General features: G+C 65.1%; 11 protein-coding genes and 2 pseudogenes. 9 read left to right on the top strand and 4 right to left on the bottom strand.

Features of this window, described 5'->3' with window-relative positions:
* Nucleotides 1-19: 19 nt before the first annotated feature.
* The 3 genes from ACZ46K_RS03465 (at nucleotide 20) to ACZ46K_RS03455 (ending at nucleotide 2,331) form a co-directional block, all read left to right on the top strand.
* Nucleotides 20-1,177, top strand: a complete 1,158-nt coding sequence (locus tag ACZ46K_RS03465; protein WP_054806369.1) for an acyl-CoA dehydrogenase family protein — start codon at nucleotides 20-22, stop codon at nucleotides 1,175-1,177.
* 23 nt (nucleotides 1,178-1,200) lie between these two features.
* Entirely contained in the window at nucleotides 1,201-1,959 is a 759-nt protein-coding gene (locus tag ACZ46K_RS03460) for an SDR family NAD(P)-dependent oxidoreductase (RefSeq protein WP_464746683.1), read from the top strand.
* An 84-nt stretch (nucleotides 1,960-2,043) separates the two neighbouring features.
* Complete coding sequence (locus ACZ46K_RS03455) at nucleotides 2,044-2,331, top strand: antibiotic biosynthesis monooxygenase (RefSeq protein ID WP_054807193.1); 288 nt, start codon at nucleotides 2,044-2,046, stop codon at nucleotides 2,329-2,331.
* A gap of 44 nt (nucleotides 2,332-2,375) precedes the next feature.
* Here ACZ46K_RS03455 and ACZ46K_RS03450 read toward each other — a convergent pair.
* A pseudogene (locus ACZ46K_RS03450) lies at nucleotides 2,376-2,783 on the bottom strand (enoyl-CoA hydratase-related protein); the annotation flags it as partial.
* Between the two features lie 5 nt (nucleotides 2,784-2,788).
* Here ACZ46K_RS03450 and ACZ46K_RS03445 point away from each other — a divergent pair.
* From ACZ46K_RS03445 to ACZ46K_RS03430, 4 genes and pseudogenes are all read left to right on the top strand, one after another.
* A pseudogene (locus tag ACZ46K_RS03445) lies at nucleotides 2,789-3,559 on the top strand (phosphotransferase family protein); the annotation flags it as partial.
* Between the two features lie 27 nt (nucleotides 3,560-3,586).
* Nucleotides 3,587-4,816 carry an acyl-CoA dehydrogenase family protein gene (locus ACZ46K_RS03440; protein ID WP_054807192.1) on the top strand — a complete coding sequence of 410 codons (1,230 nt, stop codon included), beginning with the start codon at nucleotides 3,587-3,589 and terminating at the stop codon, nucleotides 4,814-4,816.
* Nucleotides 4,817-4,877: 61 nt separating this feature from the next.
* Nucleotides 4,878-6,227 carry an MFS transporter gene (locus ACZ46K_RS03435; protein WP_054807191.1) on the top strand — a complete coding sequence of 450 codons (1,350 nt, stop codon included), beginning with the start codon at nucleotides 4,878-4,880 and terminating at the stop codon, nucleotides 6,225-6,227.
* A gap of 24 nt (nucleotides 6,228-6,251) precedes the next feature.
* On the top strand, nucleotides 6,252-7,790 hold the full coding sequence (locus ACZ46K_RS03430; protein ID WP_054810823.1) for an AMP-binding protein: 1,539 nt from the start codon (nucleotides 6,252-6,254) through the stop codon (nucleotides 7,788-7,790).
* A gap of 10 nt (nucleotides 7,791-7,800) precedes the next feature.
* On the opposite strand, the gene ACZ46K_RS03425 is transcribed toward ACZ46K_RS03430, so the two are convergent.
* Nucleotides 7,801-8,757 carry an NAD(P)H-dependent flavin oxidoreductase gene (locus ACZ46K_RS03425; protein WP_464746681.1) on the bottom strand — a complete coding sequence of 319 codons (957 nt, stop codon included), beginning with the start codon at nucleotides 8,755-8,757 and terminating at the stop codon, nucleotides 7,801-7,803.
* 389 nt (nucleotides 8,758-9,146) lie between these two features.
* Here ACZ46K_RS03425 and ACZ46K_RS03420 point away from each other — a divergent pair, with 389 nt between their 5' ends.
* Nucleotides 9,147-10,985: a zinc ribbon domain-containing protein gene (locus ACZ46K_RS03420; protein WP_464746679.1), complete on the top strand. Its 1,839-nt coding sequence runs from the start codon at nucleotides 9,147-9,149 to the stop codon at nucleotides 10,983-10,985.
* Between the two features lie 206 nt (nucleotides 10,986-11,191).
* Nucleotides 11,192-11,353, top strand: a complete 162-nt coding sequence (locus ACZ46K_RS03415) for a hypothetical protein (RefSeq protein ID WP_464746677.1) — start codon at nucleotides 11,192-11,194, stop codon at nucleotides 11,351-11,353.
* 31 nt (nucleotides 11,354-11,384) lie between these two features.
* Here the strand turns inward: ACZ46K_RS03415 and ACZ46K_RS03410 are convergent, their stop codons facing one another.
* Both ACZ46K_RS03410 and ACZ46K_RS03405 read right to left on the bottom strand, forming a co-directional pair.
* The gene (locus ACZ46K_RS03410) at nucleotides 11,385-11,723 is read right to left on the bottom strand and encodes a metallopeptidase family protein (protein WP_054807857.1); all 339 of its coding nucleotides are present in this window, start codon (nucleotides 11,721-11,723) and stop codon (nucleotides 11,385-11,387) included.
* A 13-nt stretch (nucleotides 11,724-11,736) separates the two neighbouring features.
* Nucleotides 11,737-12,786, bottom strand: a complete 1,050-nt coding sequence (locus ACZ46K_RS03405; protein WP_464746675.1) for a septum formation family protein — start codon at nucleotides 12,784-12,786, stop codon at nucleotides 11,737-11,739.
* Nucleotides 12,787-12,796 lie beyond the last annotated feature (10 nt).

Genomic DNA, 12,796 nt, shown 5'->3' with positions numbered 1-12,796 from the left:
TCTCTCATCAGGAGAACCCATGAAGCGCACCCATTTCGACAGTGATCACGAAGCGTACCGGGAAACGGTGCGCGAGTTCTACACCCGCGAAGTCGTACCGAACTACGAACGCTGGGAAGAGGAACGGCTCATCGACAGGTCTGTGTACCTGGCTGCCGGCAAGGCGGGGATACTGGGACTCGGAGTCCCCGAGGAATTCGGTGGATCGGGCGTCACCGACTATCGGTTCCGTCAGATCGTCCAGGAAGAGACTGCCCGCACGAACACCACGTCGTTCGGGGCGACCCTGGCACTGCAGGACGACATCGCCATCCCGTACCTCCTGCACCTCGGAACCGAGGAGCAGAAGGCCCGCTGGCTGCCGCGTATGGCTTCCGGCGAGATCATCGGCGCCATCGCGATGACCGAACCGGGTGCCGGTTCAGACCTGCAGGGCGTCAAGGCCACGGCTGTCCGTGACGGCGACGACTGGGTCATCAACGGCCAGAAGACTTTCATCACCAACGGTATTCACTCCGATCTCGTGATCGTGGTGTGCCGTACCGATCCGAGTGCCGGATCGAAGGGGTTCTCGCTCATCGTCGTCGAGCGTGACACCCCCGGATTCAGTCGCGGACGCAAGCTCGACAAGGTCGGTCTCGCCGCCCAGGACACCGCCGAGCTGGTGTTCGAGGATGCACGGGTGCCCGCCGAGAACCTGCTCGGCACCGAAGGACGCGGTTTCATCCATCTCATGGAGAACCTGCCGCTCGAGCGGATCGGCATTGCCGTCAGCGCCATCACGTCGGCGCGTGCGGCCTACGAGTGGACCAAGCAGTACGTGTTCGAGCGCAAGGCATTCGGAAAGCCGATCGGCGACCTGCAGAACACCCGTTTCGTGCTCGCCGAGATGCTCACGGAGATCGAGGTGACCGAGTCGCACGTCGACCGGTGCATTCTCGCGCTCAACGCCGGCGAACTGACCGCGGTCGATGCGTCGAAGGCCAAGTGGTGGGCCAGCGAGCTGCAGAAGCGTGTCGTCGACCGGGGCGTGCAGTTGCACGGCGGCTACGGCTTCATGATGGAGTACCCGATCGGTCGCGCCTACCGGGACGCACGGATCCAAACCATCTACGGCGGCACCACCGAGGTCATGAAGGAAATCATCGGCCGTGACATCGCTGCCGAGTTCAGGTAGCGAGGTCACGCATGGGGAGCGGCATGTTCGATCTGACCGGTAGAAGGGCTCTGGTGACCGGCGGATCGGCAGGTCTCGGACTCGGCATGGCGCGCGGACTCGCCCGCGCCGGCGCCGACGTGGCGCTGTGGGGGCGCGGCACCGACAAGCTCGAGGCCGCTGCGGCCGAACTCGCCGACTTCGGCACTACGGTGTGCACGCGGTCGGTCGATGTGGCAGACGAGCAAGCGGTGATCGACGGCGTCGTCACCACCGCCGACGCGCTCGGCGGCCTCGATATCGTCGTCGTCAACGCGGGTATCACGGGGCAGCTGCAGAAGTTCCCCGAATCGTCGACGGAGCAGTACAGGAAGGTGATGGCGACCAATCTCGACGGTGCCTACTTCACGTTGCGGGAAGCGTCGAAGATTCTCGTTGCGCAAGGCACCGGTGGTTCGATGATCGTGACGTCGAGCCTGGGCGCGCTCCAGGGTGCCGGTCGTAATCAGGCGTACGGCGCGACCAAGGCTGCAGTACTCGCCATGGCCAACGGCTGTGCTGTCGAGTTCGCGCGGTTCGGTATCCGGGTGAACAGCGTCCTGCCCGGTTGGATCGCGACCGATCTCACCGGGCAGTTGCAGGAATCCGAGGTGTTCAACAGCAACGTGATCTCCCGCGTTCCGCTCGGTCGCTGGGGCACGCCCGAGGATTTCGAGGGCATCGCTGTCTACCTCGCCAGTGATGCGTCGCGCTTCCAGACCGGGAGCACGACCCTCATAGACGGCGGATACAGCATGTTCTAGCTTTCCTCCGGACCGGCCTGTTGCGCGGCCCGGAGCGATCGGGAAATGTAGAGCGTGAAAACCGCATTCTACGAAAGGGAGAACATGGCGCTCACTGCCCTGCTCGAGCTCGAATTCAAGGCAGATTCGCTCGACGATGCCAAGAAGGTCATGACGCGAGTCCTAGACGAGACCCGGGCATTCGACGGCTGTGTCGGTATCGAGATCCTCGTGGACCAGAAGAACGAGGCACGCTGGGTCGTCGTCGAGAAGTGGCAGTCGCAGGAGCACGACACCGCGTACCGCAAGTTCCGCGCGGGCGAAGGCGCGATCACCGATCTCGGGCCGCTGCTCGCAGGAGCGCCGAAGCTGACGCACTACAGCGCGCTCTGATACGCGAATTCCCAGTGGGGGCGCGCCTTGGTGCGCCCCCACTTTCACGCGAAGAACGTCAGGGTGGGTAGATCGTCGCCGAACAGGTCGGGTGAGTCGGTGCCGACGCGATCGGGGAACACCGCCGGATGTTTCTCGAGGAACGCGGCGATGCCCTCGCGGGCATCCGGTCCCACACCGCGGAGGTTGATGCCTCTGGATTCGGCCCGGTGGGCGAACATCGGATGGTCGGTTCCGAGCATGCGCCACATCAACTGCCTGGACAGCGCGGCGGACACCGGGGCCGAATGTTCGGTGATTCTGTGCGCCAGGGCAAGCGCTTCGTCGAGTACGGATGCCTTCGGATGGAGTGCGTAGAAGAGGCCCGACCCGTATGCTTCCGCGGCGTCGATGAGCCGACCGGAGTAGACCGAGTCCAGCGCGCGTTGCATCGGCACCAGTTCGGGCAGGAACCCCGGAGGACGTGCATGTCCTCGGCGCACCGTTCTACCTCATGGAGCTCGTCGACGGCGGATCCGTCGGTACTGTCTCGCAGGCCGAGGCCCTCACTTCCGGGCAGCGTCACCGTCTCGGTCTCGATCTCGCGGACACGCTGGCCGATCTACACGACATCGATCCCGCGTCGGTCGGTCTGAGCGAATTCGGCAGGCCGGAAGGGTATCTCGAGCGTCAGCTGAATCGCTGGGAGAGGCAGTGGGCCTCGTCCAAGACCTCGGAGCGTTCGGAGGTGTCCGCTCTGCTCGGCAAACTGAGCAGAGCGCTGCCCCGCACTCGATTCCCTGGCATCGTGCACGGCGACGTCAAGCTCGACAACGTGCTGGTCGCTCACGAAGACCCGGCGAGCATCGTCGCCGTACTGGACTGGGAGATGGCGACTCTGGGCGACACTCTCGCCGACGTAGGCGTCATGCTCAGTTTCTGGGATGTGCCCGGCCTACCGTTCAACCCTGTCACGAAAGGTCTCGCGACCCTCGACGGCTTTCCTACCAGAGGGGAGCTCGTCGAGCGTTACGCGACCCGGCGCGGGATCGAACTCCCCGAAATCGACTGGTACACCGTGTTCGCCGACCTCAAGATTGCGGTCATCCTCGAGGGAATCCACGCTCGACATCTGCAGGGAGACACCGTCGGCGAGGGCTTCGAGGGTATCGCGGACATGGTCGGGCCGCTGCTGCAGCGCGCGCTCGAGCTCGCCGAGACGTCGTCGCTCCATGAACTTCGCCAATAGGCGCACACACCGATCGGAGACAGCACAATGGATTTCGCATACAGTCCGAAGGTCGACGAGCTGCGGGAGAAGCTGGCCGAGTTCGTGCAGGACCGAGTCCTTCCTGCCGAGACGATTGCGGCGCAACAGCTCGCGAGCAAGCCCGACTTCTGGGGTGCGCCGCCGATCATGGCGGACCTCAAGGCTACGGCCAAGCGGCGGGGACTGTGGAATCTCTTCCTGCCGGAGGGTGGTGGCGCCGGCCTGACCAACCTCGAGTACGCGCCGCTCGCCGAACTCACGGGCTGGAGTCCGCAGCTCGCTCCCGAAGCACTGAACTGCAACGCGCCGGACACCGGCAATATGGAATTGCTCGCCCGCTACGGCACCGAGAATCAGAAGCAGCGGTGGCTCGCACCGCTCCTCGCGGGCGAGATCCGCTCCTGCTTCTCGATGGCCGAACCCGATGTCGCGAGCTCGGATGCCTCCAACGTGCGGCTCGACATCGCCGAGGACGGCGACGACTGGGTGCTCACCGGCAGAAAATGGTGGACCACTGCCGCGCTGCGCGAAGACAACCGGGTCGCAATGGTCATGGGGGTCACCGATCCCGATGCTCCGGCCGGCTCGCGTCACTCGATCGTGCTGGTACCCACCGATGCCCCCGGCGTGAGAATCGAACGCTCCACCACGGTCCTCGGATTCGACGACCGGCACGAAGGTGGTCACGGCGAGATCGTCTACGACCGCGTTCGGGTTCCGAAAGCGAACCTGCTCGGTCCGCGTGGCAAGGGTTTCGCGGTCGCCCAGGCCCGCCTCGGTCCGGGCCGCATCCATCACTGCATGCGCCTGATCGGCATGGCCGAGCGGGCGATCGCGCTGACGACCGAACGCGCGCGCACTCGGGTCGCATTCGGCAGGCCTCTCGCAGACGAAGGCGTCGTGCAAGCGACGATCGCCGACGCTCGGATCAAGGTCGACGCAGCACGTCTGATGGTGCTGCGCGCGGCATGGAGAATGGATGTCGAGGGCCCCAAAGCGGCCCGCCACGACATTGCTGCTGCAAAGGTCATGGTGCCGTCGACGGCCAAGTGGATCATCGACGAAGCAATGCAGATCTTCGGCGGTGCCGGATTGTCCGAGGACACTCCACTCGCCATGCTGTACTCGCAGGCCAGATTCCTTCAGATCGCCGACGGCCCCGATCAGGTGCACCGGCGTTCGCTCGCGCGTGCCGAATTCACTGCCACACCGGTCATTCGAGAGGTTCGACGATGACCGGCGAACACTGACGCTCCCACCCCTCCCACTTCCCCTGGTTCGAAAACGAGGACCTACGATGTCCGAAATACAAACCCACGAACAACCTCTCGGTGCACCGGCGGGTCCGGCCCCTCGTGCCGGACGCGCCGCGGTTGCAGCCGCGATCTCGACGTCGCTCGAATGGTACGATTTCTTCATCTATTCGACGGCCGCTGCGCTCGTATTCAACGTGACCTTCTTCGCTACGGGCAACGAAGTCGTCTCGGCAGTGAACTCATTCGCGACCGTCGCGGTCGGATTCATCGCGCGGCCCATCGGCGGTATCCTCGCCGGGCACTTCGGTGACAAAATCGGGCGTAAACCCGTGCTCGTGACCGCCGTGGTGCTCATGGCGGTCGCGACGTCGCTGATCGGTTTCGTGCCGAACACCGAGATCGTCTGGCTTGCACCGATGCTCTTGGTCACCCTGCGCGTCTGCCAGGGATTGGCGGTCGGCGCTCAGTGGGGCGGCGCAGTCCTGCTGGCCACGGAGAACGCCCCCGCGAATCGTCGCGGATTCTTCGGCAGTTTCGCCCAGCTCGGAGTCCCGATCGGCGTCGTCCTCGGCAACGTCGTCTTCCTGGTACTCACCGCAACCGTGGCCCAGGACTCGTTCCTGTCGTGGGGCTGGCGCATCCCGTTCTGGATCAGCCTCATCATGCTGCCGGTGGCGTTCGCGATCCATCGCTACCTGGAAGAGACCCCGGAGTTCAAGAAGATCGCCGCGAAACTCGAGGGAGCTCCGTCCGCTCGTCGCTCTCCGATCGTCGAAGTGCTGCGCAAGAATCCGGGCACGGTACTCATGGCTGCGGGTTCGAACGCGATCGGTGTCATCTTCTTCTACACGATGATCACCGGTTCGGTGCAGTACGCGACGACCTATCTCGGCCTCGGCCGCTCGACCGTGCTCACGTTCATCCTCATCGCATGCCTTCTCCAGATTCCGTTGGTGCCGTTGTTCGGTCACCTGTCGGACCGTATCGGTCGCAAGCTCGTCTTCGGTGCGGGTACCGTCGCCATGATGGTGTGGGGCCTGCCGATGTGGCTGCTGATCGGAGCGTCCGGGCCGGGCAAGGTGTGGCCGTTCGCGGTTGCGGTGATCGTCGGCGTCGTCGCGATGTCGCTCCAGACAGGAACACAGGGAACGTTGTTCTCGGAGCTGTTCCCGCCCGAGGTGCGCTTCTCCGGAGCATCACTCGGCTACCAGATCTCGGCGATCATCGGTGGCTTCGCTCCGATGGTCATGGTGTTGCTCATCAATGGCGAGGCCGGCAATGCGTGGAAGGTGGGCGTATTCCTTGCCCTCTCCGCCGCGATCGGACTGCTGTGCCTGATCGCAATCGTGCGGAGGTATTCCCGGCCGCACGAGTCCGTGGACGCAGCCTGACCCGACACGACCAGGAGTAGAAAGATGCTGGAATTCCCGGATACCCACGCTGAGGCCGACCCCGGTCGTCCCGCGTACATCATGGCGGACACCGGTGCCGTCGTGACCTACGGCGAACTCGTCGTCGACTCGCGAAGTATTGCAAAAATGTTGTGGTCCAAAGGTCTTCGACACGGCGACTGTGTGGCTGTGTTGATGGAGAACAGTGCGTCGTTTCCGAAGATCGCGTGGGCGGCACAGCGCATCGGACTGCGCTACGTCACTCTGTCGACGCGTCTACTGCCGGATGAAATCGCATACATCCTGAGAGATTCCGGAGCACACGCGCTGTTCACCAGCGGCCGCCATCTCGACGCGGCAGCAGATGCCGCGGACCTGACACCGGGAGTGCAGCATCGCTTCACCGTGGACGAGGCTGCCCGGGGATTCGCGAATCTGGCGATCGAATCGGACTCCGTTCCGTCGACAGTGGTTCCGGACGAGCGCGAGGGAGTGGATCTGCTGTATTCGTCCGGAACCACGGGTCGACCCAAGGGTGTCGTGGCAGACCTGCCGCTGCACCCGCTCGGGACACCGCCGGGTGTGGCCGGCCTGTTGCACGCCCAGTGGGGGATCGGTCGAGACAGCGTGTACCTGTCCCCAGCACCTCTGTATCACGCTGCGCCACTACGTTTCACCATGACCGTGCATCGGTACGGAGGCACCGCAATCGTGATGGAGCGGTTCGACCCGGAAAAGGCGCTCGAACTCGTCGAGCGCTACCGGGTGACCCACACTCAGATGGTGCCCACCATGTTCATCCGGATGCTCAAACTCTCGGAGGCGCAACGAACCGCATTCGATGTCTCGTCGCTGCAAGTGGTCATCCACGCTGCAGCGCCGTGTCCGCCGGACACCAAGCGAGCCATGATCGACTGGCTCGGACCGATCATCCACGAGTACTACTCGTCGACAGAGAACAGCCTGTTCACCGCTCTGGATTCGCACGAGTGGCTGGCCCACCCGGGATCGGTGGGGCGATCGATCCTGGGTATCGCACACATCCTCGACGAGTCGGGGGAGGAACTTCCACCGGGGGAGTCCGGCACGATCTGGTCGGACGGCGGGCTGATGTTCGAGTATCTGAACGATCCGGAGAAGACCGCGGCAGCCCGCAACGAGATCGGTTGGACGACGGTGGGCGACCTCGGCTATCTCGACGAGGATGGGTACCTCTACCTGTCGGATCGGCGAGCCGATCTCATCCTGTCGGGTGGTGTCAACATCTACCCGCGGGAATCGGAAGACGTACTCGTCGTACATCCGAAGGTCGCCGATGCCGCGGTGTTCGGGATCCCACACGACGAACTCGGTGAAGTCGTGCACGCGGTCGTGCAGCCGGCACCGGGCGTGCAGAGCGGCAGTGCGCTCGAGGAAGAACTGCTCGCGTTCCTCCGGGCGAAGCTGTCGACCTACAAATGCCCGCGTCGGATCGATTTCGTCGACGAGTTGCCTCGTCATGCCACAGGCAAGCTGTACAAGCGGCTGCTGCGCGATCGCTACTCGCAGAAGATGGTGTCGTGACCGAGGATTGCTAGAGCGACAAGCGTCGGCGGGCCCCCGCGTACTCGGCGCTCAGGCGCGCGACGACGTCTGCCGCGGGCACCACCGAGTCGATCGCGCCCACACCCTGGCCGGCGCCCCACACGTCACGCCACGCCTTGGCGCTGTCGTCCGAGCCGAAGCTCATTGCCGACGGATCCGACTCGGCGAGGTGATCAGGGTCGAGGCCCGCGGCCTCGATGCTGCCGCGCAGGTAGTTTCCGTGCACCCCGGTGAACAGATTCGAGTAGACGATGTCCGATGCGGTGGAGTCCACGAGCATCTGTTTGTAGCCGTCAACGGCGTTCGCCTCGTCGGTGGCGATGAACACGGACCCGGCATACGCAAGATCAGCACCGGCTGCCTGCGCCGCGAGGATCGCGTTGCCGTGTGCGATCGACCCCGAGAGCAGCAGCGGCCCGTCGAACCACTCTCGGATCTCCTGGAGCAGAGCGAACGGCGCCTGGGTACCGGCGTGCCCGCCCGCGCCCGCGGCGACCGCGATCAGGCCGTCGGCGCCCTTCTCGATCGCCTTCCGTGCGAAGCGGTTGTCGATGACATCGTGCAGCACGATGCCGCCGTACGAGTGCACGGCGTCGTAGACGTCGGTGCGCGCACCGAGCGAGGTGATGACGATCGGTACCTCGAACTCGACAACTGTCGCGAGATCCTGCTCGAGACGGTCGTTGGACCGGTGCACGATCAGATTCACCGCGTACGGAGCCGACGGCATGTCCGGATTGTTCGCATCGTGCTTGGCGAGCTCCTCGGTGATTCGGGTGAGCCATTCACGCAGCTGCGACTGGGGTCGCGCGTTCAGCGAAGGGAACGAGCCGACGATGCCCGAAGTGCACTGTGCGATGACCAGGTCCGGGTTCGACACGATGAACATCGGCGACGCCACGAGCGGCAGACGAAGCCGGTCTTGCAGGACAGGTGGCAGACTCACAGGCTCACAACAGTCGACGAGAAATCTGGTACTCCCTCACACTCACGGACACTTCCTTCCACCTCATCCGCCACGCGAGGAGACCGTGGAATACCTCGACATCCTGCGTAGCGCAGATCCTCACACACCGCGGCGGAGCCCCGGGTCACTGCTTGCTGTACCGGCTCCGATCTCCGCATCCTCGACGAAGCGAATCTTCGACCGGACCCGACAACCACGAAACGACCCGCAGTGCACACCCCAGAACGATGCTGCGGCACGGACCGAACAGAGCATGTCGGTGGCCCGCGTTATCGTCACCGCCGAGACCTGACACCGGCACCGCCGGAAAGGAACACGTGCGGCACCCATCGGTGCTGCCCGCACTCGGGCGGAAAAGGAGGGGTGTGATGACCGGCACCGAACTGGCCGAGCGACGCCGGTTCTCGTTCACCACCCGCCCCCATGCGGCGGTCGACGACACCAGCGGTGAACCGATCGGACTCGGCGACCTCGATGTTCGCGTCGGGTGGCTGCTCGACCTGATCACCAGTGCCGAAACAGAACTACTCACCAGGCTGTGGCACCCCGACACTTTCGACATTCTCGCTGCCGGTCGCGACAGCGGCGGCCGGGCACTGCCGAAACACGGGCACGTCGTCGCCGCTCGCCTCGGCTGGACCCCCACCTACCCCGACGGGTGTTATGTGCCGTCGCGGGTGTCGCGGGTGGTCACCGCACACGCCACCGCGACGCTACGGACCTTGACCTACCGCGACACGGCGATCGCGTCGCTGTCGGCCCGGTTCGATCCCGCCACCGGACGTATCGCCCCGCCGGCGAGTGGGGAGCTGTCTGTGCCGCCGGGGTTCGCCCGCGGTGTGCGGCGGCAATTGGTCGCCTGTATCGGCCGCTCGGACGCGGCTGTGGGTCAGGACATCTCGAGCAACGCGCGACCCGGTACCTCGGCGTCTGCGGAGGAGACACAGTCCACGCGGCTGCGGATCACCGACATTCAGGCTCCACCGCAGGTCAGCCCGATGGCCCGCCTCGCTGCCGCCGATCGGCAACTCGCCGAGCTCACCGTCACCGCCGACACGATGGTGTTGACGGTGAAGCTCCCGACCACAGCGACCCCCGCCAGGCGAGCGCACTGGCGGGCGGTGCGGTTGACCGCCGTTCTTCCACCTCACTTGCACGGCCGCCCGATTACTGCGTGGCATCTGCCGACTCTGGCCCTCGACGGTCGAGGTCTGTTGCTGCAGTGTGCTGCCACCGAAGCCGTCCCCACCAGCGAACTGAGTACCGCGACCGTGGCGGTGGGGGTGGACTGGTCACCGTCGACTCTCGGCGCTGCCGCGATCGTCACCGACACCGGCGATGGGCTGGTCTCCGATTTTCGGGGTTACACCTACGACGACCGCGGACTGGGTATCAAGCTGGCCCGGTTGCAGACCGAAGGCCAATTCCTGCATCGCAAGGCCGCCCGCCTGACTCGGCTCGCTGAGAATGCTCCGCCGCAGCTGCGGGCGGAGTTGGACGCGACGATCGCGGTGCTCGAGGCGAACCGCACTGCGGTCGGTGTCAAGCGCGGGAAGATCAATCGGGAGTTGGCGTTTCATTTCGCTCGTCAGGTCACCGACTACGCGGTCGCCGCCGATGCGACGGTGATCGCGGTCGAAGATCTCGCGAGTCTCGAACCGCGTGGGCGGGGCCGGGTGAACAACACTCGGGCGGCGCAGTCCGCGCGCCGTAAAGCCGCCGACGCGCTGGCTCATACCGCCGCTCGGGTGGGTGCGGTGGTGGTGACGGTGCCGGCGAAGGGGTCGTCGGCGTTATGTCCGGGCTGCAACGAGGAACTGGCCCGCCCGGGTGGCTATCACACTGCGTGGTGCGAGTCGTGTCGACTGGGTGGGAATCGTGATCGTGTGGCGGGGGTGAACCTCGCCAAGCGTGCTCTCCTCGGCCGAGGTGCTGCGGTCCGCACCCGTGCTGGGGGTCTGGAGATCCGGACCATCGAGCATGCTCCGGTGCGCAAGTGCCGGGACAAGACCGGTCCGACACCCGGGAGGCCGCGGCATCGGCGTGTCCGCCGTAGTGTTCCGACCCCGTCGGCCTCTGAGGGGGTGAACGAGGTGAAGTCTTGTCCTGCGTCTGAAGCGTCGGTGTGGGGCACGGTCGAGCCCGCGGTGTCGCAGGATGTTTCGGGTAGCCATGAGGGACGTGGATCTGGACCGCCTGGCATGTAGGTGACAGGAAGTATCAGGTTTACGTAGACGCTCTCCCTCTCAGTTCGGACCCCGAATGCGCTGAGCGTAGAACTTCGGGTGATCGACCGGAAATCGTGGCGTTCCGACGCCGGTCTCCGCGGTGCCGGGGCCGGCGGTTAAGGTGAACGTCGGAGTGCCGTGTTCACTGCACTTCACTGTTACGTCGAGTGTGGAGGTAATCGGGCATGTTGGAACTGATCGGCATGGTCATCGTGGTCGCTTGTGTTGCCGTCGTCGTCGCCTGCTGCCTGCTCCTGCTCGTGGCATCGACCGTCGGCCCGCACTTCCTCCTGGCCTCGGACAAGAAGAACGCCGAGGTCGAGCGGAACACGCCCGCTCGCGTCTGACCTCGATACGACCTCGTAGGAGTCCGAGCGCCTACCCCCAGCCCAGCTGGTGGAGGCGCTCCTCTTCGATTCCGAAATAATGCGCAATCTCGTGAACGACCGTCACCGCGACTTCGTGCACCACGTCGTCGTCGGTGTCGCAGATGTCGAGGATCGCGTCGCGGTAGATCGTGATCGTGTCGGGTAGCGACCCGGCGTAATGACTGTCGCGTTCGGTCAGTGCGATCCCGTGGTAGAGACCCAACAGATCCGGCTCGTCCTCGTGCCGCGGCTCGACGAGCACCACCACGTTGTCGATCGCCCGCGTGAGTTCCGAGGGAATCTCGTCGAGCGCATCCGAGACGAGTCCCTCGAAGCGCTCGTCGCTCATCTTCACCATCGATTCACGCCCCCGGCAGGGGAGCAGCACCGGGGAGTGGTGTGGGGAGCGACCGGCCCTCGGGCTGCGGCGGCGGCGGAACCGGCGGCTGGCCGTCGATGAGGATGTCGCCCTTCGCGCTGCCCGTGATGGAGGCGAAGCCGCCACCGTCGACCTGCTTGCCGACCGAGCAGTTGACCTTGCGGCTTCCCGCCAGCCAACTGTCGAAGTTCACGTTGTCCCAGAACAGTGTGAGCGTCTTGCTCCGTAATCCGTCCGGGTCGTTCAGGTACTCGTTGACCCGCTCCGTGCAGGTCCGCTCGAGGTAGGCGTCCTGGTCCTCGACGCTCGGCAGTCCGCCCGGGAAGTTCTCGGAGAGGTCCACTGTCGCCACCACTTCGAATGCGTGCGGCTTCGAGCATTCGACGGGATCGGCCGGGACGCCGTTGTTGATGCCGATGCACAGGCCCACGTCCCACGCGCGCGACTGGTCCTGGTCGGCGACCGGGCCCTTGATGGGCAGCAGATTGCCCGTGGTCGACGAGAACTGCAGTCCACAGCGCAATGTGCGTTCGCCGGCGGCCCAGCCGGCTTCACCGGGATTGATCAGTCCGATGCTGAATTTGCCGTGCGGATCGAAGTGGCCGCCCAGGTAGTCCATCGCCGCAGGCGCGCATTGCTCGTCGCGGAGTTCGGTGAACCGCATCACCGACGGGAAACGCGACCCCGGACCCCACTCGGCGCCGGGAAACACGCTCAGGTCGATGTCCTGGACCACCTCGAACAGATGGGACTGCTCGCAGTCCACCTGCGTGAGGTCGCTCGCATCGAGCGCAGTCCAGCTCAAACAATCCCCGCTGGTGGAGGTACCGAACGCTTCACCGGCGACGGCGCCGGTCGACGGGGACGCGCCGCTGTTGCTTCCGTCGGTGGCGTCGGTGCCTTCGAAGCCCGCGACGACGAACGTCGCGATCGCGGCGAGGACCGCGCCTGCAGCTACGAACACCAACGCGCGTCGCGTCAGCGTCGCTGACGGTGGACGCCGTACCGGCTTCTTCTTCTTGTCTTCGGCCATCGCCTTCCAT

The sequence above is a fragment of the Rhodococcus sp. JCM 9793 genome (assembly GCF_055380405.1).
Note: the sequence above shows the minus strand (reverse complement) of the source record. Positions and strands in the feature narration are given on the sequence as shown.

Coding starts and splice junctions, on each gene's coding strand:
- ACZ46K_RS03410 (WP_054807857.1), bottom strand. CDS start 11,723: ATGAGCGACGAGCGCTTCGAGGGACTCGTCTCGGATGCGCTCGACGAG.
- ACZ46K_RS03435 (WP_054807191.1), top strand. CDS start 4,878: ATGTCCGAAATACAAACCCACGAACAACCTCTCGGTGCACCGGCGGGT.
- ACZ46K_RS03415 (WP_464746677.1), top strand. CDS start 11,192: ATGTTGGAACTGATCGGCATGGTCATCGTGGTCGCTTGTGTTGCCGTC.
- ACZ46K_RS03440 (WP_054807192.1), top strand. CDS start 3,587: ATGGATTTCGCATACAGTCCGAAGGTCGACGAGCTGCGGGAGAAGCTG.
- ACZ46K_RS03420 (WP_464746679.1), top strand. CDS start 9,147: ATGACCGGCACCGAACTGGCCGAGCGACGCCGGTTCTCGTTCACCACC.
- ACZ46K_RS03460 (WP_464746683.1), top strand. CDS start 1,201: ATGTTCGATCTGACCGGTAGAAGGGCTCTGGTGACCGGCGGATCGGCA.
- ACZ46K_RS03465 (WP_054806369.1), top strand. CDS start 20: ATGAAGCGCACCCATTTCGACAGTGATCACGAAGCGTACCGGGAAACG.
- ACZ46K_RS03430 (WP_054810823.1), top strand. CDS start 6,252: ATGCTGGAATTCCCGGATACCCACGCTGAGGCCGACCCCGGTCGTCCC.
- ACZ46K_RS03455 (WP_054807193.1), top strand. CDS start 2,044: ATGGCGCTCACTGCCCTGCTCGAGCTCGAATTCAAGGCAGATTCGCTC.
- ACZ46K_RS03405 (WP_464746675.1), bottom strand. CDS start 12,786: ATGGCCGAAGACAAGAAGAAGAAGCCGGTACGGCGTCCACCGTCAGCG.